General features: G+C 61.5%; 23 protein-coding genes. 14 read left to right on the forward strand and 9 right to left on the reverse strand.

The genetic code is table 11. The features are described from left to right. Positions 1–283: 283 nt before the first annotated feature. The 5 genes from cobA to hutU all read left to right on the forward strand — a co-directional run bounded on the left by cobA (position 284) and on the right by hutU (position 6,157). The gene (gene cobA, locus JOE62_RS14640) at positions 284–1,270 is read left to right on the forward strand and encodes a uroporphyrinogen-III C-methyltransferase (RefSeq protein WP_204722919.1); all 987 of its coding nucleotides are present in this window, start codon (positions 284–286) and stop codon (positions 1,268–1,270) included. Continuing rightward, positions 1,270–2,370, forward strand: a complete 1,101-nt coding sequence (locus tag JOE62_RS14645; protein ID WP_204722920.1) for a uroporphyrinogen-III synthase — start codon at positions 1,270–1,272, stop codon at positions 2,368–2,370. Before cobA ends, JOE62_RS14645 begins: the two co-directional genes overlap by 1 nt. A gap of 46 nt (positions 2,371–2,416) precedes the next feature. Further along, entirely contained in the window at positions 2,417–3,325 is a 909-nt protein-coding gene (locus JOE62_RS14650) for a carbohydrate kinase family protein (RefSeq protein ID WP_204722921.1), read from the forward strand. A 202-nt stretch (positions 3,326–3,527) separates the two neighbouring features. Beyond that, positions 3,528–4,301 (forward strand): IclR family transcriptional regulator, encoded by a 774-nt coding sequence (locus JOE62_RS14655; protein WP_204722922.1) that lies wholly within the window; start codon positions 3,528–3,530, stop codon positions 4,299–4,301. A gap of 179 nt (positions 4,302–4,480) precedes the next feature. Further along, complete coding sequence (hutU, locus tag JOE62_RS14660; protein WP_204722923.1) at positions 4,481–6,157, forward strand: urocanate hydratase; 1,677 nt, start codon at positions 4,481–4,483, stop codon at positions 6,155–6,157. Between the two features lie 82 nt (positions 6,158–6,239). Here hutU and JOE62_RS14665 read toward each other — a convergent pair whose 3' ends face one another. Then, positions 6,240–6,749, reverse strand: coding sequence for a Dps family protein (locus JOE62_RS14665; protein WP_038990915.1), 510 nt, complete (start codon positions 6,747–6,749; stop codon positions 6,240–6,242). 381 nt (positions 6,750–7,130) lie between these two features. On the opposite strand from JOE62_RS14665, the gene JOE62_RS14670 reads away from it, so the two are divergent. From JOE62_RS14670 to panD, 4 genes are all read left to right on the forward strand, one after another. Further along, on the forward strand, positions 7,131–7,496 hold the full coding sequence (locus JOE62_RS14670) for a hypothetical protein (protein WP_204722924.1): 366 nt from the start codon (positions 7,131–7,133) through the stop codon (positions 7,494–7,496). Between the two features lie 282 nt (positions 7,497–7,778). Beyond that, entirely contained in the window at positions 7,779–8,330 is a 552-nt protein-coding gene (locus JOE62_RS14675) for a DUF3060 domain-containing protein (RefSeq protein ID WP_204722925.1), read from the forward strand. 179 nt (positions 8,331–8,509) lie between these two features. Beyond that, the gene (hutH, locus tag JOE62_RS14680; protein WP_204722926.1) at positions 8,510–10,051 is read left to right on the forward strand and encodes a histidine ammonia-lyase; all 1,542 of its coding nucleotides are present in this window, start codon (positions 8,510–8,512) and stop codon (positions 10,049–10,051) included. 110 nt (positions 10,052–10,161) lie between these two features. Next, positions 10,162–10,584, forward strand: coding sequence for an aspartate 1-decarboxylase (gene panD / locus JOE62_RS14685; protein ID WP_058256373.1), 423 nt, complete (start codon positions 10,162–10,164; stop codon positions 10,582–10,584). A gap of 94 nt (positions 10,585–10,678) precedes the next feature. On the opposite strand, the gene JOE62_RS14690 is transcribed toward panD, so the two are convergent. Beyond that, entirely contained in the window at positions 10,679–11,071 is a 393-nt protein-coding gene (locus JOE62_RS14690; protein WP_204722927.1) for a hypothetical protein, read from the reverse strand. A 168-nt stretch (positions 11,072–11,239) separates the two neighbouring features. Between JOE62_RS14690 and JOE62_RS14695 the strand changes: the two genes are divergently transcribed. Next, positions 11,240–11,719 carry a DUF6328 family protein gene (locus tag JOE62_RS14695; protein WP_058256375.1) on the forward strand — a complete coding sequence of 160 codons (480 nt, stop codon included), beginning with the start codon at positions 11,240–11,242 and terminating at the stop codon, positions 11,717–11,719. 6 nt (positions 11,720–11,725) lie between these two features. On the opposite strand, the gene JOE62_RS14700 is transcribed toward JOE62_RS14695, so the two are convergent. From JOE62_RS14700 to JOE62_RS14715, 4 genes are all read right to left on the reverse strand, one after another. Then, positions 11,726–12,538 (reverse strand): oxygenase MpaB family protein, encoded by an 813-nt coding sequence (locus tag JOE62_RS14700; RefSeq protein ID WP_204722928.1) that lies wholly within the window; start codon positions 12,536–12,538, stop codon positions 11,726–11,728. A 110-nt stretch (positions 12,539–12,648) separates the two neighbouring features. Then, the gene (locus JOE62_RS14705) at positions 12,649–15,264 is read right to left on the reverse strand and encodes a GH32 C-terminal domain-containing protein (RefSeq protein ID WP_420842183.1); all 2,616 of its coding nucleotides are present in this window, start codon (positions 15,262–15,264) and stop codon (positions 12,649–12,651) included. Positions 15,265–15,453: 189 nt separating this feature from the next. After that, complete coding sequence (locus tag JOE62_RS14710) at positions 15,454–15,750, reverse strand: putative quinol monooxygenase (RefSeq protein ID WP_172511471.1); 297 nt, start codon at positions 15,748–15,750, stop codon at positions 15,454–15,456. 28 nt (positions 15,751–15,778) lie between these two features. Next, a complete protein-coding gene (locus JOE62_RS14715) occupies positions 15,779–16,777 on the reverse strand; it encodes a LacI family DNA-binding transcriptional regulator (protein WP_204722929.1) in 999 nt (332 codons plus the stop codon). 156 nt (positions 16,778–16,933) lie between these two features. Here JOE62_RS14715 and JOE62_RS14720 point away from each other — a divergent pair, with 156 nt between their 5' ends. The 4 genes from JOE62_RS14720 to JOE62_RS14735 all read left to right on the forward strand — a co-directional run bounded on the left by JOE62_RS14720 (position 16,934) and on the right by JOE62_RS14735 (position 20,960). Continuing rightward, positions 16,934–18,040, forward strand: a complete 1,107-nt coding sequence (locus tag JOE62_RS14720; RefSeq protein ID WP_204722930.1) for a substrate-binding domain-containing protein — start codon at positions 16,934–16,936, stop codon at positions 18,038–18,040. A gap of 39 nt (positions 18,041–18,079) precedes the next feature. After that, positions 18,080–19,126 (forward strand): ABC transporter permease subunit, encoded by a 1,047-nt coding sequence (locus JOE62_RS14725; protein WP_204722931.1) that lies wholly within the window; start codon positions 18,080–18,082, stop codon positions 19,124–19,126. A gap of 2 nt (positions 19,127–19,128) precedes the next feature. Next, entirely contained in the window at positions 19,129–19,917 is a 789-nt protein-coding gene (locus JOE62_RS14730) for an ATP-binding cassette domain-containing protein (RefSeq protein WP_420842184.1), read from the forward strand. A gap of 104 nt (positions 19,918–20,021) precedes the next feature. Continuing rightward, positions 20,022–20,960, forward strand: a complete 939-nt coding sequence (locus JOE62_RS14735) for a carbohydrate kinase family protein (protein WP_204722933.1) — start codon at positions 20,022–20,024, stop codon at positions 20,958–20,960. 10 nt (positions 20,961–20,970) lie between these two features. On the opposite strand, the gene rbsD is transcribed toward JOE62_RS14735, so the two are convergent. From rbsD to JOE62_RS14750, 3 genes are all read right to left on the reverse strand, one after another. Beyond that, positions 20,971–21,354 carry a D-ribose pyranase gene (gene rbsD, locus JOE62_RS14740; RefSeq protein WP_061956519.1) on the reverse strand — a complete coding sequence of 128 codons (384 nt, stop codon included), beginning with the start codon at positions 21,352–21,354 and terminating at the stop codon, positions 20,971–20,973. 35 nt (positions 21,355–21,389) lie between these two features. Further along, positions 21,390–22,313 carry a ribokinase gene (locus tag JOE62_RS14745; RefSeq protein ID WP_204722934.1) on the reverse strand — a complete coding sequence of 308 codons (924 nt, stop codon included), beginning with the start codon at positions 22,311–22,313 and terminating at the stop codon, positions 21,390–21,392. A 75-nt stretch (positions 22,314–22,388) separates the two neighbouring features. Next, entirely contained in the window at positions 22,389–23,324 is a 936-nt protein-coding gene (locus tag JOE62_RS14750) for a substrate-binding domain-containing protein (protein WP_204722935.1), read from the reverse strand. Positions 23,325–23,368: the final 44 nt, after the last annotated feature.

Here is a 23,368-nt window from a genome sequence, read left to right on the forward strand (position 1 = left end):
GCGTGCCCGTTGCGGGCAGGGCTCGGCAAGTCTCCTGCGTATTCGCTCACTGAACTTTGCAGGATAAGCCGGCACGGTGCCTTGCAACAATATTGACGATAGTGACTTTGTGTTTCGTCTTGCCCCCGCAAAGATTTCGAAGAGGTTAACCCTTATTCGATTTATTGCGCTTGAAACAATTGCGATACCTCTGGGAAAACCTGGGCACCTAAGCTGAGTGCATCCACTAGTTCAAGGAGAACCCCATGTCACCCCGAGCAACTCAAGCAGAATCAAGGACACCATGATTGGCATCGACCTCGAACTGCACGGATGCACGGTACTGATCGCTGGAAGTAAATCCGGGAGCAAAAATACCGCGAAACGCTTCGAAGCAGAGGGCGCCACGGTGCTCGCCGCCGAGGAGCCCTTCGAGGCAATACAGCTGCTGGAACAGGCAGGAATGCTGGTGATCTGCGATGCCGACCCGCTGCGCTTCACCTCCCTGGCGCAAGCAGCGTGCATCCCAGTGATTCGCCTGCGCCCCACACCCAAATCCGGATCCATCACGCTGCTCGGCGGCGGGCCCGGCGCACTGGATCTGCTCACCCTGCGCGGGGTCCGGGCGCTCGCCGAAGCCGAGATCGTCTTCGCCGACCGGCTCGGCCCCGCAGCGCACCTGCCGGCGCTCGCGCCCCAAGCTGACATCATCGACGTCGGCAAGCGCCCCGGGCACCACAAGCTCACCCAGCGCGACATCGAAGCCAAGATGATCGATGCCGCCCGCGGCGGAGCACGAGTAGTGAGGCTCAAGGGCGGAGATCCCTTCGTCTTCGGCCGCGGCTTCGAGGAAGTCGCCGCCGCGACCGCAGCCGGCATCCCGGTCAGCGTCATCCCCGGGCTGAGCTCCTGCATCACCGTTCCGGCAGCGGCCGGCATCCCGGTGACCGCCCGCGGCGTGAACACCATGTTCACGGTCGTCTCGGCCCACGACCCGCTCAGCGAAGCGCAGCTGGAGCACCTGTCCAAGCTGGGCGGCAGCATCGTGATCCTCATGGGCATGGGCACCGTCGAGCAGACCGCCGCTGGCTTGCGCCGGGTCGGCATGGACCCGCGCATGCCCTGCGCCATCATCGAATCCGGCACCACCGACATCCAGCGCACCAGCTGCACCCGGCTGGCCGAACTGGCCGACACCGCCCGCGGCCATGCAAACCCTGCGGTCATCGTCATCGGCGAGGTTGCCGGGCTGCCGGCCAGCCTGCTGGCACCGCAATTGGAGGTGGCCTGATGGGCAGCCCCAAGCCCCTGGCCGGCTTCCGGCTGGCAGTGACCAGCGACCGGCGTTCGGCAGAACTCATCGAAGCCTTCGAGCGCCGCGGAGCAGAAGTCACCCATACCCCGCTGCTGCAGCTGGCACCGCTGGACGATGAGCAGCAGCTGATCGCGCAAACCCGCAAGCTGATCGAGTTGCGCCCGCAGGCAGTGGTCATCACCACCGCCTACGGCTTGCGCCGCTGGGTCGAAACTGCCGAAGCGGCCGGCATCGGCGACGAGCTGCTGAATGCGCTCGGCCAGGCGCGGCTCTACGTCCGCGGCGCCAAGGCCCACGGCGCCGTCAAGGCCCTGGGGCTGGAACCGGCGGCCGTCGCCGCGGACGGGCGCAGCGCCTCCATGCTCCAGCTCCTTGAAGGAAAGCTCGACGGGGCCACCGTCGCCCTGCAGCTGCATGCCGATTCCGATCACGGCCTGCCGCAAAGCCTGCGTGAGCTCGGCGCTCGCCGGGTGATGGCGGTGGAGCCCTACCGTTGGCAGGACACCAGCAGCGACAGCGGGATCTCCGCCCTGGTGGAAGGGCTTTGCACTGCCCGCTTCGACGCGGTGACCTTCACCAGCGCGCCGAGCGTGCACGCGCTGTTCGCTGCCGCCAAGGCCCGCAACCGCCTGCCCGCGCTGCTGCGCTCCCTGGCCGATCGCGTCGTGGTGGCCACCGTTGGACCGGTGACCGCGGCGCCGCTGATCGATGCTGGCATCAGCCCGCTGGTGCCCGAGCGCTATCGCATGGGTGCCATGATCGGGCAGCTCGTGGAGCACCTGGATTCGCTGGGCACCTTGCAGGCACAGACAATTCACGGCCCGGTGCAGCTGCGCGGGCGCACCCTGACGGTCCAGGACGAGGACTGCGAGCTGACGCCCGGGCAAGCCGAGCTGGTGCGGGTGCTGATCGAGGCTGGCGGCAGCGTGCTCTCACGCGACGAGCTGGGGGCGGCCCTGCCCGAAGCCAGTTCCAAGCATGCCCTGGACATGACCTTGAGCCGCCTGCGCAAGGCATTGCCCCAGCCAGAAATCATCGCCACGGTCATCAAACGCGGGTATCGGCTGAACGTTTGATCGCCCGAATGGGCTTTTTCCCGCCGGGTTACGTAGGATCGGTGTCATGGTTACTATTCAGGTTGCCGGAGAGGCGCTGGTCGACATCGTCGATGGCGTAACGCATCCCGGCGGTTCCCCGATGAATGTTGCTGTTGGACTGGGCCGGCTGGGCCACGACGTCCTGCTCCAAACCGACATCGGCGATGACGAGCATGGCAGGCTGATCGCTGAGCATGTGGCGGCCTCTGGCGTTCAACTCGCTGCCGGATCGCACACCGATGCGCAGACATCCAGTGCCACCGTGATGCTCGACGAGTCGGGAGACGCCAATTACGAGTTCCAGCTCAACTGCACCTTGCAGAGCATGGCGTCAACCCAGGCCGCATTGTTCCACTCAGGTTCCGTGGCAGCGTTCCAGGGCCCCAGCGCCGCGCGGATCCATGAGGCGTTCGAAGCGTCCCCTGAGGGCCAGATCCTGAGCTTCGATCCGAACCTGCGCCCGGAACTGGTTGAGGACCGGGCCGAATCGGTCAAGCAGATCGAGAAGCTGGCCGGGCTGGCGGATATCGTCAAGCTCAGCGACGAGGACGCCCTCTGGCTCTACCCGGGGTGGGATACCGACCGCATCCTGGAACACTTCCTGGATCGCGGGGCATCCCTGGCGGTCATCACCTTCGGTGCCCGCGGCGCGGAAGCACGGACCAAGCACACCGAAGTCATGGTCCCGTCGATCTCGGTGCGCACAGAAGATACGGTTGGCGCGGGCGATGCGTTCATGGCCGGGCTGCTGCACGCCATCTTGGACAGCTCGCTGGCCCAGTCGCTGCGCGATGGCACGGAATTGGACAGCGTGGAGCTGGAGAAGGTCATGCAGATCGCTGCGGTGTGCGCGGGAATCACCGTCTCGCGCACCGGCGCCAACCCGCCAACGCTAGACGAGCTCAACCAGTTCCTCAGCACTACGACGCGCTAGCACCTTCTGGTTATGGCAGCTGGCCGCTGGGATCTGCGCCTGGAAAAGGCGCTGATCCCAGCGGCTTTTCATTTCATCCAGGTGGGTGAAGGTGTTTTGCTGGCGTGTCCTGCCGGGGCGGCTTGGATGCAGCGCGAAAAATGCAGATCAGGTTGCTAGAGTTCCTTAGCAGTGCATTTGCCTTATTCATCGAGGAGGCCCCATGGGGAGCAAGGTTCCAGCCGCCGACAACACCTTGCGGATCCTCAGGCTGCTGGCCAGCCGGAAGACCCCTACCCCGGCGGCGATGATCGCCACGCTGCTGGAGCTTCCCCGCTCCAGCGTCTACCAGCTGCTGAACGTGATGCTGGAACACGGATTCATCAGCCACTATCCAGAGGACAAGTCCTACGGTTTGGGGGTCTCGGCGTTCGAGCTGTCCAGCGCCTATACCCGCCAGGAACCGCTGGCCCGGCTGGGCGCTCCGCTGATTGCCCAGCTGGTCGACAAGGTCGGTGAAAGCGCGCACCTGGCAGTGCTACACGGTTCGGACGTGCTCTACATCGTCGAGGAACGCGCCAAGGGCCGCCCATCGCTGGTCACCGACGTGGGTGTCCGCCTGCCCTCGCATCTGACCGCCTCAGGCCGGGCCATTCTCGCAGCGCTGCCCAAATCGCAGGTCCGTGCGCTCTACCCCAGCGCCGCCAGCTTCTCTGAGCGCGTGGCCGAATCATCGATCTCCAGTTACGCGCAATTGCGCCGCGAGCTGGAGCAGAGCACGCAGCGCGGCTACGCAGTGGAGCGCGGGGATGTCACCCCGGATTTCCACTCGCTGGCGATGGAAATCCGGGACTCCAATGATTGGCCGGTGGCTGCTGTGGCCGTCACCTTCCTGGCTGACCGGGTTCCCGAAGAGAAGCGGGAGGCCCTGCTGGCCCAGATCCGCGCCACCGCGGCGGCGATCACCTCGCGGGTGCAGGGCAAGCGTCCTGCCTAGACCGCAGGAGATCGAGAGCAGCGCGCTGGCGCTGATCTGAACCAGATGACAGCCGAACGCACCCGTAAATTCCTATGAATCTGATATACCGGACAGCTCTGCCGATTCTCCGGTGTCCAACCCATGGCTCATGGCCAATGATGGAATCAGTTAGCTACGTTACATCTTAAGGAATTGCCATGAGCCACGAACCACGAGTCGTCCGCGCCCCGCGCGGCACCGAACTGACCGCCAAGTCCTGGGCCACCGAGGCCCCACTGCGCATGCTGATGAACAACTTGGATCCGGAAGTTGCCGAACGCCCCGAGGATCTCGTGGTCTACGGCGGAACCGGCAAGGCGGCCCGTTCCTGGGAAGCATTCGACGCCATTGTCGAGACGCTCAAGGATCTGGAAGAGAACGAAACGCTGCTGGTGCAGTCCGGCAAGCCCGTGGGCGTCTTCAAGACCAATAAGTGGGCGCCGCGGGTGCTGATTGCCAACTCCAACCTCGTTGGCGACTGGGCCGACTGGGAGCACTTCCGCAAGCTCGAAGCCGAAGGCCTGATGATGTATGGCCAGATGACCGCAGGGTCCTGGATCTACATTGGCACCCAAGGCATCTTGCAGGGCACCTACGAGACATTCGCCGCGATCGCCAAGAAGCGCTTCAACGGCACGCTGGCCGGCACCTTGACCCTGACCGGCGGTTGCGGCGGAATGGGCGGCGCCCAGCCGCTTGCGGTAACCCTCAATGGCGGTGCCGTGCTGATTGTCGACGTCGATGAAACCCGCCTGCGCCGCCGTGCATCCAAGCGCTACCTCGACGAGGTCGAGCTGGATCTGGACAAGGCCCTGGAGAAGGTGCTGGCCGCAAAGGCCGAGGGACGTCCGCTGTCGGTGGGCTACGTCGGCAACGCCGCAGAGGTCTTCCCGGCACTGCTCAAGCGCCACAAAGCCGGCGAATTCGCCTTCGACATCGTCACCGACCAGACCAGCGCCCACGATCCGCTGAGCTACCTGCCGGTGGAATACACCATGGAGCAGTGGCACGCCGAAGCCGAAGCGGATCCGGTGGGCTTCACCAAGAAGTCGCAGGCCGCGATGGCCGCGCATGTCGAGGCCATGGTCGGGTTCCAGGATGCAGGCGCCGAAGTCTTCGACTACGGCAACTCGATCCGCGACGAGGCGCGCAAGGGCGGCTTCACCCGCGCCTTCGAATTCCCGGGCTTCGTCCCTGCCTACATCCGCCCGCTGTTCTGCGAGGGACTGGGCCCATTCCGCTGGGTCGCACTGTCCGGAGATCCGGAAGACATCAAGGTCACCGACCAGGCGCTGAAGGAATTGTTCCCGGAGAACGAGCACCTGCACCGCTGGCTCGATGCCGCCGAGAAGCATGTGGAATTCGAAGGCCTGCCGGCGCGCATCTGCTGGCTGGGCTACGGCGAGCGCCACAAGGCGGGCCTGCTGTTCAACCGGCTGGTGGCCGAAGGCAAGGTGTCCGCTCCGATCGTCATCGGCCGCGACCACCTGGATTCAGGTTCGGTAGCATCGCCATACCGCGAGACCGAGGCCATGAAGGACGGCAGCGATGCCGTGGCCGACTGGCCGCTGCTGAACGCGCTGACCGCCACCAGCTCCGGTGCCTCGTGGGTATCGATCCATCATGGCGGCGGCGTCGGCATGGGCCGTTCCATCCACGCCGGCCAGGTTTCCTTGGCTGATGGCAGCGAACTGGCTGCCGCGAAGCTCGAAGCGCTGCTCACCAATGATCCGGGCATGGGCGTCATCCGCCACGTGGATGCCGGATACGAACGTGCCGCCGAGGTCGCCGCCGAGCGCGGAGTGCGCATTCCGATGGCAGCGCAGGAGAAGTAGCACCCTTTTAAATCAGCTTGAGGCGCCACCGAGGTGGCGCCTCAAGCTATTGTCATCTAATTGCTGGTCATCACTTCCGGCACTATGGCTTGCGGGTTTCGGCACTGATGAACCATGCCTGCTGTTCCAGATCCGCAATGTACTGGTGCAGGATGTCGGCCGTAGTTGGATCCGCCTCGTCTACCGGATCATGGACCTCGCGCATGACGCCCACGGTTGTCTGCAACGCCTTGACAACCATGTCCACTGCATTAGTCGTGAGGATTTCGGTGTTCACCGGTTGTTCCAACTTGGTGTACTTTGTGACCGTTGCCGCCAGCCCATCGGGAGTGGCATGCAATGCGCGCATCCGCTCGGCGATTTCGTCGGAACCGCGACGTGCGATATCAACGATTTCGTCAAGGTTCTGATGCAGGTCGCGGAAGTTGGGACCGACAACATTCCAGTGGATCTGCTTGCCTACCAACTGCAGATCCAGCAGCTGGACCAGCACGGTCTGCAAGGAATCGCGCAGCACCTCCGGGGCCACGAAGCCATTCTCTGCGTTCTCGCGATCGGTTTTCTTCGCTGGAGTATTCTTCGAATTAGCCAATGCTTCTCCTTACGTTGTCATGGACGCTTGGGGCAAGACCTTTCTCGGTGTCCCACTTTTGACACTATCGACTTGGCACCCCGATTCCGAACGAGTGGATCTTTCTTTCGGGCAACGTCCAGCTTTCTCTTCTCTCGTGCCGAGGTTCTCCTGCAATCCCAGCGCGAGCCATGCTGCCTGCCTTTCGGATTCACGGAATTGGCTGGAGCCAGCTCCAGTCGCAGCACAACTTGGTGGATGTTGGCCTGTCTCTGCAAGTTGCATGGGGATTGCATTATCTGCAGGTTGCCAGCTGCTCAGAGCTTCCCGGAAAGCTTGAGCAAGCACCTTCAGGCACCTAGCCCTAGGCACGTCAGGAATCACCGATCCACGGAGGACGACATGTCTGAGCGGGATGCAAACGAGCAATTCGGGAACTTCGACAACAACGAATCTGAAGGCTATGAGAGCCAGTCCAATTCAGATTTCGATTCAGGAAGCAATGGCGGATTTGAAAGCCAGCCGTCAGAACAGCAGTCCTTTGGAGGCGGAAACGAATCCGGCCAGGAATCATTCAGCGGCGAAAGCCAAGGAGGATCCTACTGCGGCGACAACGAATCCAGCCAAGAATCATCCGGAAAGGACGAGGGCCAGTCTTACGGCAGCAGCAACTCGGGGCAGGAATCCTTGGGCGATAGCCAGTCTGGCCAGGCGTACGGCAACGAAGAAAGCCAGTTTGGTTCCCAAGAACAAGGCCAAGAGTCCTAGGGAGCTTGCAGCTCGGCAGGTCCTCCTGCTAGCCAGATTTGTGGCCCATTCTGCAGTTGGGCACTTGTAATCGCTTCACTGCTTGCACCGGGCAACTGGTGAAGCGATTATTCTTTTTGCGACGCAGAATCGCCAGCAGATCTTCTCGGGTTGGGTCTCCCAGACCTGAATATTCGTTCGTTCCTCTGCCACTCCCGTTGGTTATTAATTGCTGTTCGACGCAGAATGGATATAGGCACCGTGTATCCGAATGTGCTGGCCGGTTCGACTGACAGGATGTAAATGTTCTCGAAAATTGCCAATCGCTTCGCTGGCCCGCTGGCGGTTGGATTCCTTGCCGTAGCGCTGTCAGGTTGCGTGAGCATTGAATCCTCCAACGAAGAGACCAAGGCTCCGGAGAACGCTGGTCCCATCGAAGGTACCGTCACCCCGAGCGCCAAGGCCTCGGAGGGCGCGGCTACCGGCACGCCTAATGTTCCGAAATCACCTGCGGACAGCTCGTTCCAGTCCGTCTATGATTTCCTCGATGCGCAAGCGACCGAAGTCAGATGCACGGGCAGCATGGATATCACCGACATGGGCCAAATGCTCAAGCTCGTCGGTGATTGTGAAAACGTCACCGTCTCTGGAGACGGAAACATGATCGTCGCTCCGCACATCACGAACCTCGAGCTAAGCGGCATCGGAAATATCGCAGCGGTCAAGAATATCAAGCAGGCAACTTTTAGCGGCATCGGTAATTCGGCCGCATCCCTCAACGAGAACGCCAAGTTCACTGACAACGGTTCGTCGAACAAGTTCGGCGAGGACGCCTTCGAAGGCATCACCTTCTAGAACCCGGAATTTTCAACGGACCGCGATTGGCATGCCATTTGCGGTCCGTTCCCTTCTGCCTCCGTGGCGCTGTCTGGCATTTCGGACAGATGACCCGATTATCGATGCCGTGCCATCCCGTTCTGCCGAACAATGGAGTTTAGAGACCTCATTGCAGCGCAGAGAACGGATTGAACACCATGACTGCTTCCCCGAACGTAACCCTCGACCTGGCTGGCGCCACCGCCGATGACGTCATTGCGGTAGCACGGCACAACGCGCAGATCCGCATCGCACCACAGGTCCTCGAAGAACTGGCCACGGTTCGCGCCCACATCGATGCCCTCGCCTCGGCCGACACCCCGGTCTATGGCATTTCCACCGGTTTCGGCGCCTTGGCTACCCGCCATATCGCGCCCGAGGACCGCGCCAAGCTGCAGCGTTCGCTGATCCGCTCGCACGCAGCCGGCATGGGGGAACCGGTGGAGCGAGAAGTGGTGCGTGCGCTGATGTTCCTGCGCGCCAAGACCCTGGCCTCCGGCCGCACCGGCGTCCGCCCGGTCGTGCTGGAGACCATGGTTGGACTGCTCAACGCCGGCATCACCCCTGTGGTCCGCGAATACGGTTCGCTGGGTTGCTCGGGCGATCTTGCTCCGCTCTCCCACTGCGCCTTGGTCCTGATGGGCGAAGGCGAAGCCGCCGACCGCGAGGGCGTGCAGCGCTCTGTGCCGGAACTCCTCGCAGAGGCAGGAATTCAGCCTGTCGAACTGGCGGAGAAGGAAGGCCTGGCGCTGGTCAACGGCACCGACGGCATGCTCGGCCAGCTGCTGATGGCACTGGCAGATCTCGAAGAGCTCGCAGACATTGCCGATGCCACCGCGGCCATGAGCGTCGAAGCCCAGATGGGCACCGACCAGGTCTTCCGCGCCGAACTGCACGAGCCGCTGCGCCCGCACCCGGGACAGGGCCGCAGCGCGGCGAACATGTACAACTTCCTTTCCGGTTCCCCCATTGTCGCCTCGCACCGCGAAGGCGACGGCCGGGTGCAGGATGCCTACTCGCTGCGCTGCTCACCACAGGTGACCGGCGCCGTGCGCGACACCATCGCCCACGCCCGCCTGGTTGCCACCCGCGAACTGGCGGCGTCCATCGACAACCCAGTGGTCCTGCCATCGGGCGAGGTCACCTCCAACGGCAACTTCCACGGCGCTCCGGTCGCCTACGTCCTGGATTTCCTGGCCATCGCGGTTGCAGATCTGGGTTCCATTGCCGAACGCCGCACCGACCGCATGCTCGACCCAGCCCGGTCCCGCGACCTGCCGGCTTTCCTTGCCGATGACCCGGGCGTGGACTCGGGCATGATGATCGCCCAGTACACCCAAGCAGGATTGGTTGCCGAGAATAAGCGCTTGGCCGTACCGGCGAGCGTGGATTCCATTCCGTCATCGGCAATGCAGGAGGACCATGTTTCCCTGGGCTGGCATGCGGCCCGCAAATTGCGCACCGCGGTGGGCAACCTACGCCGCATCCTCGCCATTGAAATGCTGATTGCCGGCCGTGCGCTGGACCTGCGCAAGCCATTGCAGCCGGGCCCGGCCACCGGTGCCGTGCTGGAGCTGCTGCGCAGCAAAGTCGCAGGTCCAGGCGAAGACCGTTTCCTCTCTGCCGAGCTGGAAGCGGCCTGCGAATTGCTGGCTACCGGCGAAGTGCATCGCGTGCTGGAAACCCATCTGGCGAAGTAGCTGTTCGAGGGCCACTGTGTGGGGTGCCGGACATTGCTGGGGCTTCTGCGGGCAAGGGGCGTAAACTTGGATACCGGGAAACCACTTACCTCGCGTGAAAGAATCATCTAATGCAACGCACCATGTTCAAGTCCAAGATCCACCGGGCGACTGTCACCCAGGCTGACCTGCACTACGTAGGCTCGGTCACCGTTGACTCTGAGCTGCTCGAAGCCTCGGATATCCTGCCCGGTGAACTGGTCAGCATCGTCGACATCACCAACGGCGCACGTCTGGAAACCTACACCATTGCCGGCGAGCCTGGCAGCGGGGTTATCGGCATCAACGGCGCGGCCGCGCACCTGGTGCACCCAGGGGATCTGGTCATCCTGATCAGCTACGCGCAGATGGAAGATGCCGAGGCGCGCAGCTACGTGCCCAGCGTGGTGCATGTGGATGCCGATAACCGGATCATCCACCTGGGTGATGATCCTGCCGAGGCTGTCGCCGCGGATGTGCAGACTCCCCCGTTCGCACAGCTACGCGGCCACTAACCAGCAACGCGGAACAGCTTGATCGCTCAACAGCTTCATGGCAATGGACTTCATTGCCATGAAGCCGTTTTTGCATGAAATGAGAGTCGAGACCCTATAGCTGGCAGACCGTTTCGGGGCATCCTTGCCGGGTCTTGGAGAAGTAACCGACAATCTGCAGGGTATGCCGAAGCGGGTAGAACTCGTCGACACCACCGTGCATGGCTTTGGCGGAATCTTCCACCGCCAGTTCGAAGAAGCGGCAGACTTCTTCGTAGTTCCATACCGCTGCGGTGAGCTGGACCCGTTCCGGGTGAGTCAGCATGCGAGTAGGCTGCAGGCCGATATCGATTAAAGTACTGAAAACGAAGTCTTCCGTCAGTTCATGGTCCTCTCCGCAATCGCACCATTTGATGCCTCGGCTGGGCATATCCAAAGCATCCACGGAGATCTGGGAAGAAATCATCCATTCGGGAAGGCTTCCTTCGGAACCGGTACCTTGTGCCATCGTCTTCGCCGCCTTTCTATCCAACCCGCTGTGCCCAATGAAGGCTGCGGCTCCGACATTTTGGACGTGCCCACTCTTTGGTTATTGCCTGTTCGACCTAGTGTTGGCATAGTTCAAGTGATCAGTAGCAAGCCAATCCACACCGAGCCGAGTCTAGGAGTCTTTCCGATGAATACACGGTCCCACCCGGACACCAGCGATGGTGCCGCGCACCGTCAGTGGAACGAACTGCTCCAAGAAATGCGCGTCATGCAAACCGGTGTGCAGATCCTCGCAGCATTCCTGGTAGTTCTCCCTTTCCAAGCTCGATTCAACATGCTGAACCGGCCGGAAGAGATGATCTACATCGTGCTCTTGGTCGCGGCGACACTGCTGATCCTCCTGATGATCACCCCGGTTGCAGTCCACCGATTTTTCTTCGGCCAGCGGCTCAAGGAACAGACAGTCAGCCTCGGACATGCTGTGATGAAAATCGTGGGCATCGGCGTAGGCCTGCTGGTCTCTGGCTGCGTCTGGTTTGTCCTGCAGGTACTGTTCGGCTGGCAACTAGGCGCATCCGTTGGCGGCGGGCTAGTCGTCGTGACCTTGTTCCTGCTGGTGGCACTGCCGCGCATCCTGCGTCCGAAACAGGCGAAGGATGCTGACTGACCTGCGCTAGCTGTGGTTCATCCGATCCACATGCCTGAGCATCAGCTTCATCGGAAGGTGCCTGATCGCTCTGGGCAGCCAGCGGGTGGCGAATCGTACAACAGCAATTGTCCTGTTGTTGCGCCGGAGTACCTTCTCGCCCAATTCAAACCCGAACGCCTCGCGCACCGCTGCCGGCAGCTGGGCAATGGTGACGTCCCGCATCAGCGGCAGGCCGGCTCGAATCCACCACGGTGCCTCGGGCGCGGTAAAAAGTTCTTCGGCAAGCTGGCGGGTTTGATCGGTGACTCTCGCCGTTGCCAGCGTCTTCTCCAAATAGAGGTCGAAGTCGTGCAGCGTTGCGGGCCAATAGTCCACCGGCATCTGCAGGGCATCACCCAGCAGCGAATAGTGCTGATATAGCCCTTCATCGTGGGCGAGGTCGTCGCTCAAGATCTGCTCCGCGATGACACGTGCCGAGTCGAAGAGGGTGGCGGCAACCCAGAGTTGAAGCCGGGGGTCCAGGGCCGAATAGGCCGGAGTCCCAGCGGTTTCGTTGCGGGTTCCACGGACGTCCTGATGCGCCTTGTTGACGTAATCAATCATCGTGCGTTGCTGTTCGGCAGTGCCGTTGCTCAAGGCGTAGATATAGCCGAGCGTATGTATGAGGCGACTGAGCGGGTTGCTGGCGAAGTCGGAGTGCTGGGCGATAGCGGTGCCGATTTGGGGGTGGGCCAGTTGCATCAATATCGCTCGTCCGGCCCCGAGCAGCAATCCGGCTTCTGGGGCAACGCGAGAGAAAGTGGTTGTTCCATCAGTTTTTCCTGCGTTCGGGCCCATGTTCTCGATTCTAGATCTTGAGGCTGTGCTGCGGCTTTAAGCAACACGGTGGATGCTGCCACGTCCTGTGCGACGTGAGAGCATCCACCGTGTTTGCTGCAGCTGCTGTCCTACTTCGTTGCCAAGGTGAACATCGACGGCTGCAGCTCGGTCACCTTCAGCGACTTCAGCTTCGCCGTGCCACCGTTGGCGAAGACGCCAAGCTGGTCGGCCCCCGCATTCGGGAAGACCTGATCGGTCAGAGTTCGCTGACCGTTCTGCGCGAAGACTTCTACCGAAGAACGGTCAAGGTAAATCCGCAGGGTCACTTCCCCTTTACTGTTCAACTTGACGGGCATCTCTTCAACCGAGGCAAAGGAAGGATGGAATCCGACATTGCCCGAATTGCTACGGTCAACATAGACCTTTTTGCTGTCCGCGTCGTAACCGATCACCGTGGAGCTGTTGGCATCGCCATGAACAGTGATGCCCGAGGTCGTGGCGGTGCCGGGATCAAGGACCACGTCAACTTGCGCGATAGATCCAGCCGCTTGCGGTGGCAGGATGCGTGTCCCCTGAACGATTGTCTTGTTGTTTTCCCTGTATTTTGTCTTGCGACTCAGCTTGTTGACCTGTGTCACTGGCGCCTGGGTCAAACGGGGACCATCAGCGGTTTGAGTCAGGCCCACCTTGCGCGGCAGCGTCATGGCGCTTCGCCATGGCGAGGTTGGAATGTCGTTGGCGTAGTCCCAGTTGTTCATCCATCCCAGCATGATGCGCTGGTCCTGTGGCATGTTGCCGAAGGACACGGTCGCATAGTAGTCGCGCCCGTAGTCCAGCCAGTCATAGTTCTCCAGGGATGACTTGGCCGCGGTATTGGACTGGGTGAATTCGTCGGCCAGGATGTGGCCCCAGCCTTCCTTGTTGTTATCGACAATTTCGATTTGGGCCTGCTTGCCGGCGAATTCCTTCACGTTCCATGAGGCAAAGTCCAGGCTCTCGCTGTCCGTACCCGTGGCCGTACGCACCGTCTTGTCATCCACCACCAGGTTGACGGTGGTTTCATCGGAGCGCGGAACGACTTCTTCATCGGTTTGCACGAGGTGATCCAGGGTCAGGTGGCCCCAGCCGCCGGTGGCCTGGTCCACGACCCGGATCTGGGCTTTCTGCCCTGCATAGCTGGCGGTGTCGAAGGACTTCCAGTTCATCGCACCAGCGTTGTCACCGGCCAGGGACTGGACCACGTCGCCGTTGACCATCAGCTGGACTTCAAGTTTTTGGCTTGGATCGTTGCGCCGGTGTCCGCCGCCGATCAGCATGCCGATCCGCTGCTTGGTGATGGTGAATTCCGGTGACGTTGCGGTGCCCGTCAGGTCATCGCCGCCACCGCCGGCTTCCCAGGTGTTGATGACATGGCTACCGATGGCCATGTTGCCGCCGCCGGCGAAGGGCAGGTTCTCTGGAACCAGCGAGCCGGTTCCACTCCAGCCGAATTCTGACAGGTCGGAGCCTTCTGGGACTTCGAATCCCTCGAAGAGCAAGTCGCCTGCCGGGGCCTTGTTATCCCGCTTGTCGCTGACGCGTGCATGCTTGCCGCCACCGACCAGGAAGTTCAGGTAGTCGTGGTCTACGATGAACGGGTCGGAGAGCATGGTGCCTGTTGGCTGGTCAAAGCCAAGGAAGGAATTCACCAGTCCTGCGCCCTGGTAGCCGGTGACTTCTTGTTGCCCCGGAACGGTTCCGGCCACTGGCTTGGTTCCGAAGGGCCCTGCCTGGTCGCTGTTCGGATCGTTGGTGACGCTCCAGCCGTCGTAGGTGCCGTCATTGAACCCGGCGAGCAGTTCACCCTCGGGCATGGTTGGCGCTGGCTTGGTGGATTCCGAGGTGAAGGTGGTGCCGTCGAAGTCGCCGACGAAGTATTGGCCAGCGGAACCACCGGAGACGCCGCCCGGGTTCATGTTGATGACCATGACCCATTTGACGTTGTTCGGGTCGCCATCGACTGCCAGCGGGAACAGATCCGGGCATTCCCAGACGCCGCCGGTGGCGTTGGCCGGGCCGAATTCGCTGAGCTTGGTCCAGTCCTTGAGGTTCTTGGACTTGTAGAGCACGGCCTTGTGATCGGTGGCTTCCACCGCCGTCATCACCCAGTAGCCCTGGCCGTCTTTGCCGGTGTACCAGAAGACTTTGGGGTCGCGGAAGTTGGCCGAGTTGCGGTTGAGCACTGGGTTGTTCTTGTATTTGGTCCAGGTCTGCCCGTCATCCAGGCTGTAGGCCAGGGATTGCGCTTGCAGTCCGGCATGTTCGGATCCTGCCTTGAATGCGCTGGTGTAGACGGCAATCAGTGGCGGATTCTTGGCGGTGCCAAGCCCTGAGGTGTTATTGGCGTCGACGACAACGCTGCCCGAGAATACGTCTTCTTCTGCATCGCCCGCAATGGCCAGGGGCTGTTGTTCCCAGTGCACCAGGTCTTTGGAAGTGGCGTGCCCCCAGGACATGTTTCCCCAAACATTGCCTTTGGGATTGTGCTGGAAGTACAGGTGGTAGACGCCCTTGTAATAAACCATGCCGTTGGGGTCGTTCATCCAGTTCTTTTCTGGGCTGAAGTGGATCCCGGGGCGGTAGGGTTCATCACCCAGTTCTGCGGCGGCAGCTGGCATAGCGCTGATTAGCCCCGCGCCCAAGCACAGGCTGGCGGCGGTGACAAGCGAGATCGATTGCTTAGTTCGAGCAGTACATTGAGGCATTGCTGGACTCTCTAGTTGAAGGGCGACGTTGTAGACAACGTTGTCGACAGCAAGGACTGTAAGCGAAGTCCAGCAGACAATTCAAGAGTCCCCAAAAAGTATTATTTTACAGGTCAGAGGCTATTTTTGGCATGACAATTAGCCCCACCAGCCACCGCTGGCGAGGCTTTGTCCTGGCTTTACAACTTGCTATTCGACCGGGCGAAGCCAGGTCAATTCCGAGGCGTCACCTTCGATATGCTCGGCGAGTTCGCCATTGAAGACCGCACCGTAGTCGGCCGTAATGTGCTCCTGGAATGCCTGCTCGTCGGCGTAGATCTCGAAGACGAAGTATTCGCGTGGCCGTTCTTCGCGTACGTAGGGAAGGAAGAGGATATTCCCTGGTTCTTCGCGCACCTTCTGCGCAAGTTCATTCATCATTTCTGCCACGCGTGCTTCACTGCCTTCCTTGACAGTGAATTCTGCATAGAGGGTCTTCTGCTCCACGGATTGTCCTTCCTAGCGGGTGAGGCGATTAGCTTGCGGGCCGGATTTCCCCGGAGCCGCGAATGATCAAGGTGGTTTCAATAATGTAGGTTTTGGGCGGCTGGATATCGCCTTCAATCCTGGCCATGAGCCGCTCGGCAGCCAGCGCGCCGATCTTTTCCGGGTGCTGGGCGATCACGGTAACCCCCGGGTCCATCATGTCCGAGAGCGTGAAGTCATCGAATCCGACCAGTGCCACTGTGTGGCTTAACCCCAGTTCGCGCAGGGCTCTCATGCACCCGAAGGTCACAAGGTTCTGGCTGGAGAACAAGGCCGTGGGCGGATCATCGGAGGTGAGGATTTCAACGGCTGCAAGCCGGGCGCTTTCAACATCATGCAGGTTCTCCCTCACGGGAACACTGGCTGTCGAAACACCAAGTTCACCCAGCGCGTCGATGAACCCCCGGCGACGCTCCCGCGCTGTTTGGATATCCGTCCGGTCACCGAGATAAGCAATCTTCCGATGTCCGACGTCGAATAAATGCCGTGCCGCCTTGGCGCCACCCACGGCGTTGTCCGTCACCACGGCGTCCGCCGTAAGACCTGCCGGTTCGCGGTCAATGAAAACCACCGGCAAGTCCCGGGAGTGCTCCGGGATCACATGAGCCTGATTGCTCGCGATGGGCGTGAGCACCATGCCGTCAACACGGCGCCCGAGGAACGCGCGGACCATCGCCTCTTCACGCTCGGGCTCATCGTCCAGGCTGGCAGCAAAAACTGCTACGCCCTTCAGATTCAGTGCATCTTCCATGGCCCGATGGATTTCGGCACTGAATGGGTTGGAGACGCTGGGAAGCAACAGGCCCACCGTTTGGGTGCGCCTGCTTGAGCGGCGCAGGCTTCCGGCGGTGACATCCAATTCATAGTTCAGCTGCTTTGAAGCGAGCAGAACCTTCTCTCTGGTGGACTCAGAGACTCCAGGTTCCTCGTTCATGACGCGTGAAACAGTTTTGACGCCAACGCCGGCCAAAGCTGCCACATGTCGCATAGTTGGGCGGGTTTTAGCCCCGCCGCCGACACTGGGTTTTGACATCGTTGTCAAATCTTTTCTTCTTTCTATTGACTACCGTTTGTGATCCAGCTTACATTCTACATGATCACGTTGTCAGGGCATCAGTGAAGCCCACTCGCAAAGGAGCACCAAATGGTAAGTTTCACCACTCGTCGCACCCGCACCACCCGCATGTTGGCAGCAGGAGCAGTCTTGGGGCTCGCCGCCCTGTCGCTGTCCGCCTGCTCGGGTGATTCATCCGCAGACGCATCGGACGACGGCAATGTCGGTGTCTCGCTGATCGTGAAAACCACCACCAACCCATTCTTCGTTTCCATGCAGGACGGCGCCAAGAAAGCAGCTGAAACCAGCGGCGTGGATCTGAAACTGGCCGCCGGAAGATCCGATGGCGACGAAGCCACCCAGATCCAGGCCATCGAAAACGCCATCTCCGACGGCGACAAGGGAATCTTGATCACCCCGAACGGCCCCTCGGTGGTCGACGCGCTGAAGAAGGCCCGCGATGCCGGCCTCTACGTCATCGCACTGGACACCCCGCCAGATCCTGCCGATGCCGCTGACATCACCTTCGCCACCGACAACTTCGCCGCTGGTGAGCAGATCGGCCGGTGGACCGCCGAGAAGCTGGACGGCAAAAAGGCCGTCATCGGCATGGTCGACCTCTTCGATGACAAGCTCGTCTCCGTGGACTACACCCGTAACCAAGGATTCCTCAAGGGCCTGGGCATCGACACCGCTGACGAAAAGGTCAACGGCGACGAAGCCAAGTCGGGCAAGTACACCGGTGGCAAGGGCGGCGATTACGAAATCGCAGGCAACCAGGCATCCCAGGGCGCCGAAGACGGCGGCCGCACCGCAATGGAAACCCTGTTGGCTGCCAACCCGGATATCAATGTCGTTTACACCATCAACGAACCAGCCGCTGCCGGCGCTTACGAGGCGCTGAAGTCCGCGGGCAAGGAGAAGGACACCCTCGTGGTCTCCATCGACGGTGGCTGCTCGGGTGTTTCCAACGTCAAGGAGGGCATCATCGATGCCACTGCGCAGCAGTACCCGGTGAAGATGGCTGAGCTGGGTGTCGAAGCGATCACCAGGCTGGCCGAAACCGGCGAGAAGCCAGAGACCTCCGAAGGTCTGGACTTTTTCAACACCGGCAGCAAGCTCGTGACCGAAGAAAAGGTCAGTGGCGTGGAGAGCATCGACGCAGCCGAAGCTTCAAAGATCTGCTGGGGCAAGTAGCCCCCGAGGATTGCATCTACCAAAAGATCAGGATTTATCGTGACACAGCAAAATACCGTCAGTCCCCCCAAAGCCGGGAAAACTGACCTCGCCGAAGAATTCCTTGACCGCCAAACGACGCTGGGCAAGATTCGTCAAACCCTGCACCGCTACCCCGCCTTAAGCCCGGCACTCGTGCTGATCATCTCGGTGATTGTCTTCGGACTGCTCAACGAGCGTTTCCTGCGTGTAGAGAACCTGTCGTTGATCACCCAGCAGGTTTCGGTGGTGGGCACCATCGCCATCGCGCAGACCTTGGTCATCCTCACCGCCGGCATTGATTTGTCGGTCGGCGCAGGCATGATTTTGGCTTCGATGGTCATGGCTCAGACGGCAGTCAATCAAGGAATTCCAGCGCTTCTTGCTCTGCTGATCGGTCTGCTGGCTGGTCTTGCGACGGGTGCAATCAACGGCTTCTTGGTGACACGCTTCAAGCTGCCGCCCTTCATCGTCACTCTCGGTACGCTGAACGTCTATCTGGCTTTGACGCTGCTGTACTCGCACGGTGCCACTGTACGAGGCAGCGACATGCCTGGCCTGATGACCTGGACCGGAACCACTTTCCCAATCGGTTCGGTGCGCATCTCCACCGGCGTGATCGTCATGCTGGCCCTGTACCTGGTGATCGCCTACATCCTGGGCAAGACCGCTTGGGGCCGCCACGTCTACGCCGTGGGCGACGACAAGGAAGCAGCCCGCCTGGCAGGCATCCCGGTCAACCGCGTGCTGATGAGCGTGTACCTCGCAGCCGGTTCGGTACTGGCCATCTGCGCCTGGCTGCAGATCGGTCGCACCAACTCGGCCAGCCCTAATGCGGGCTTGGATTTGAACCTCGACTCGATCACCGCTGTGGTGATCGGCGGGACCAGCCTCTTCGGCGGACGCGGTTCGGTCTGGGGCACCCTGCTCGGCGCATTGATTGTCGGCGTGTTCCGCAACGGCCTGTCGCTGGCCGGTCTGGACGTGCTCTACCAGACCCTGGCCGTAGGCATCTTGATCATCGTCGCTGTGTCGGTTGACCAGTGGATTCGAAAGGCGAAGTCATGACCATGACTGATTCAGTTACCCCCAAATCAGAAACCCTCGAACCAATCCTTCGGGCCCGCAACCTGGTCAAGACCTTCGGCCGCGTGGTTGGCTTGGACGGTGTGAGCCTTGATTTGTACCCCGGCGAGGTGCTGGCGGTCATCGGTGATAACGGTGCCGGCAAGTCCACCTTGATCAAATGCTTGACCGGAGCGGAGGTCCCGGATTCCGGCGAACTCTACGTTTCCGGCGAACAGGTCTCCTTCAAGCGTCCGCAGGATGCGCGTGCCCATGGCATTGAAACCGTGTACCAAAACCTGGCGGTCTCCCCCGCCTTGGACGTGGCATCCAACCTGTTCCTGGGCCGCGAGATCCGCAAGCCGGGTCTGCTGGGCAGCGTCTTGCGGATGCTCGATAGCAAGGGCATGCGCAAGCAGGCCCGCGAAGAGCTGACACGCCTGGGCATTTCCACCCTGCAGGATGTGACCGTTCCAGTGGAAAACCTCTCCGGTGGCCAGCGCCAGGCAGTGGCTGTAGCTCGTGCCGCTGCCTTCGGCTCCAAGGTCGTGGTCCTCGATGAGCCCACCGCGGCACTGGGCGTGCGCGAATCCATCCAGGTGCTCCAGCTGGTGCGCGACCTGCGTGAGCGTGGCCTGCCGGTGATCTTGATCAGCCACAACATGCCACATGTTTTTGACGTGGCTGACCGGATCCACATCCAGCGCCTAGGCAAGTGCGCTGCCACCATCACCCCGCAGTCGCACAGCATGACCGACGCGGTAGCGATCATGACCGGTGCAGCTACTCCCTAAGGCCAGCTGACGCCCAGCACTATTCATGGGCACTGGACACGGAAGAACACACCGTGCCCAGTGCCCATTTTTCCGCCATATTTCGCACAGTAAAGAGATCCCTGATGAATGCCACGAGCCCCAACACTGATTCCCACGAGATCCTGGTCATCGGCGAAGCCCTGATCGATATTGTCGCTTCCAAACAAGGCACGGTTGCCCATCCGGGCGGCTCCCCAGCCAATGTGGCCTTTGGGTTGGGACGGCTCGGAGTGGACGCTGGATTGCTCACTGCGCTGGGCGATGACGAGTTCGGCACGATGATCCAGGACCATCTGGGCACCGCCAACGTCAAGTTGCTGCCCGGGTGCTTGAATCTGGAACGCACCGCCTCGGCGACCGCGGTGCTGGCTGCCGATGGTTCAGCCCGCTACGAGTTTGACATCAACTGGGACCTCGCGCCGCACACATTGGATCACATGCCGAAGATCGTGCATGCCGGCTCCATCGCCACGTTCCTCGAGCCTGGCGCCTCAGCGGTAGCTGCTCTCCTAGCTCAAGCCAAGGGCCACGCATTGGTGACCTATGATCCGAATATCCGTCCGGCATTGGTGGGCGAACACGGTCAGGCACTGACGACCTTTGAACGAACTGCCGCCTTGTGCGATGTCGTGAAGCTCAGCGATGAAGACGCCCAGTGGTTATATCCGCAGCTTGAATTGGAGCAAGTGTCCAAGGAGATTCTGGAGCTTGGCCCAATCTTGGTTGTTCTCACGCTCGGTGCCGAAGGGGCGCTGTTGGCCACCGGCAGCGACCAGGTGAGGATTACGGCGGCGCGCAGTGAAGTGGCCGATACCATCGGAGCCGGCGACTCGTTCATGTCATCGCTGCTCTACGGCTTGCTGGCCCACGGGAGCGCCGAACTGTCGACTGCCGAGCTGGAGCATCTGGGCCGACGGGCGGTGGCCGGTGGGGCGCTGGCGGTCCGCCGTTCTGGTGCAATGCCGCCAACCCTTGAAGAGTTGACGGCATTGTTGGAGGAACAGCGCTTGGCTGCAAGCTAGCTCGGCCAGCCTAGAAAGCGACTCCGCAGTGCAAGATTACGTTGGCATAGGGGGTCGATTCGCCGGTACGAACGATGATCTTGGCTGCCGGCAATTCTGCTTTGAGCTCTTCATGGGAGATGAACCCGGGTTCCAACCCCTTGCTCTCGCAAAGTTCCTGGACAGAGCCGCCCTTCGCCTCGGTTGCCAAGGTGCTGTGTTCGATCACCATGTTGCGGGTCAGTACATCGAGTACCTGCTCGAAGCTGAGCAGCCCCTGAACCAGTGCCAAGTCGATAACCGCTGGCCCTTCTGGAATCGGCAGGCCGCAGTCGGCGATGACCACAGTATCCGTGTGGCCACAGGTGGCTAACGCACCTAATAAGGGCGCGTTGAGAATTTCGGATTTCAGCACGAAGGCTTCCTTCAAATTTTGCTTAGTGAATTGTCTTAGAGGTTCTCAAGCGAACGAGGGTAGGAAGACTGGGCTCCGTGGGCCTGCACCGTCAGGGCCGCGAACTTGCCGGCGAATTCCGCTGCCTGCGCCAAGTCATCCCCATTGGCTAGGCGGGCGGCCAGCGCACCGGTGAACGCGTCGCCGGCACCGGTGGTGTCGACGGCCTTGACCTTCACCGCGGGCAGCGCGCGAACCTGCGCTCCGCCGTTTTCCAAGGGTGCGCGGTCGGCGACCAGGCAGCCGTTGGCGCCGAGGGTGATCACCACGCTGTCGATGCCTTCATCCACCAGCATCCCGGCGAGGCGCTCGTAATGGTTTTCGAACTTCATCTTCCGGTTCGGGTTCAGCTGCTGCAGCACGGCCTCTGCCTCATGCTCGTTGACCACTAGCGGGTTGGCCTTGAGCAGGTACTCGCGGTCCAATTCGATCACCGGCGCCAGGTTGAGCACGATGCGGTCGGTGGCGGCATCCATGGCTGCCTTGATGCCCGAGGCAGGGATTTCCCCCTGCAGCACCAGGATGCCCTCGATGCTCCCGGCGGCCTGCACTGCCTCACCGGTGACCGTCGAGTTGGCTCCGGAGACCACGGCGATGGAGTTCTCCGCAGCGGAGTCCACCTGGATGATGGCGACGCCGGTCGGCTCGCTGGCGCGGGTGACGCGATCCAGCTTGACGCCGGCTTCCTCAAGCTGTCCCAAAGCGATGCCGGCGTGCGAGTCGTTGCCGACCGCGCCGATGAATTCGGTAGCTGCGCCGGCCAACTGCGCGGCCAGCGCCTGGTTGGCACCCTTGCCGCCGGGCGAGAGCTGGTAGGAATCTGCCAGCACGGTTTCTCCCGGTCCGGGCAGGCGGGCCATCAACGCGGTGATGTCCACGTTGCTTGAGCCCACAATGGTGACCTGGATGTCCTGTTGCATTCTTATTCCCCTGGTTCTCGTTGCCCGGCGGCCGATGGGTGCCGGTGTCCTGCTTGATTCCTGCTAGACAGCAGATTACTCGCCTGCGTACTCGGCGATGTTCTTCTCGTCGACGGTGTCAACGGCAACCTGCACGTTGGCTTCGACTTCCTCGCCCTTGATGGCCTTGGCCAGGATCTGCACCGACTGCTTGCCCAGCTCGGCAGGGTTCTGCGCGATGGTGGCAACCAGGGTGCCGTCCTCGACGGCCTTGAAGCCATCTTCGGTGCCGTCGAAGCCGACTACCTTGACGTCCTTGCCGGCCTTGTCGCCCAGCGCCTGGATGGCGCCCAAAGCCATTTCGTCGTTCATCGCCAGGATGCCGGTGGCATCCGGGTTGGCCTGCATCAGGTTGGTGACCACGTCCAATGCCTCGGCACGGTCGAAGTTGGCGGTCTGCGAGGAGACGACCTCGATGTCCTTGTACTCAGCCAGGCCCTTGTCGAACCCTTCGCCGCGCTCGTTGGTTGCCGAAGCGCCGGGAACGCCTTCGAGCACGATGATCTTGCCCTTGCCGTCCAGCGACTCGGCCAGCGCCTTGGCTGCCTGCTCGCCGCCGGCCACGTTGTCCGACGCCACGAAGGAAGCGATCTTGGTGTCGCCTACGGCGCGGTCCACGGCAACGATTGGCAGGCCGGCCTCGACAACCGGGGCCAGGCCGGCTTCGGCGGTTTCGGTGTCCACGGCGTTGATGATCAGGCCGGCGGAACCGTTGGTTGCGGCGGTGGCCAGCTGGTTGGCCTGGGTTGCGGAGTCGTTCTGCGCGTCGACCACCGACAGGTCGATGCCCTGGGCTTCGGCCTCGGCTTCGGCGCCATCGCGCAGGTCGACGAAGAACGGGTTGTTCAGGGTGGACACTGCCAAGGTGGCCGAGCCGGCTTCGGCTTCGGCGCCGCGGTTGCAGGCGGCGGTGCCCAGCACCAGGACCAGGCCGACGGTGACGGCTGCGGTCTTGCGCACGATGTTCTTCATGGGGGTTCTCCTTTGAACTGCTGTTGGATTATTGGATTCGGGGT

It is taken from the genome of Glutamicibacter nicotianae (genome assembly GCF_016907615.1).
GTDB classification, from domain to species: domain Bacteria; phylum Actinomycetota; class Actinomycetes; order Actinomycetales; family Micrococcaceae; genus Glutamicibacter; species Glutamicibacter nicotianae.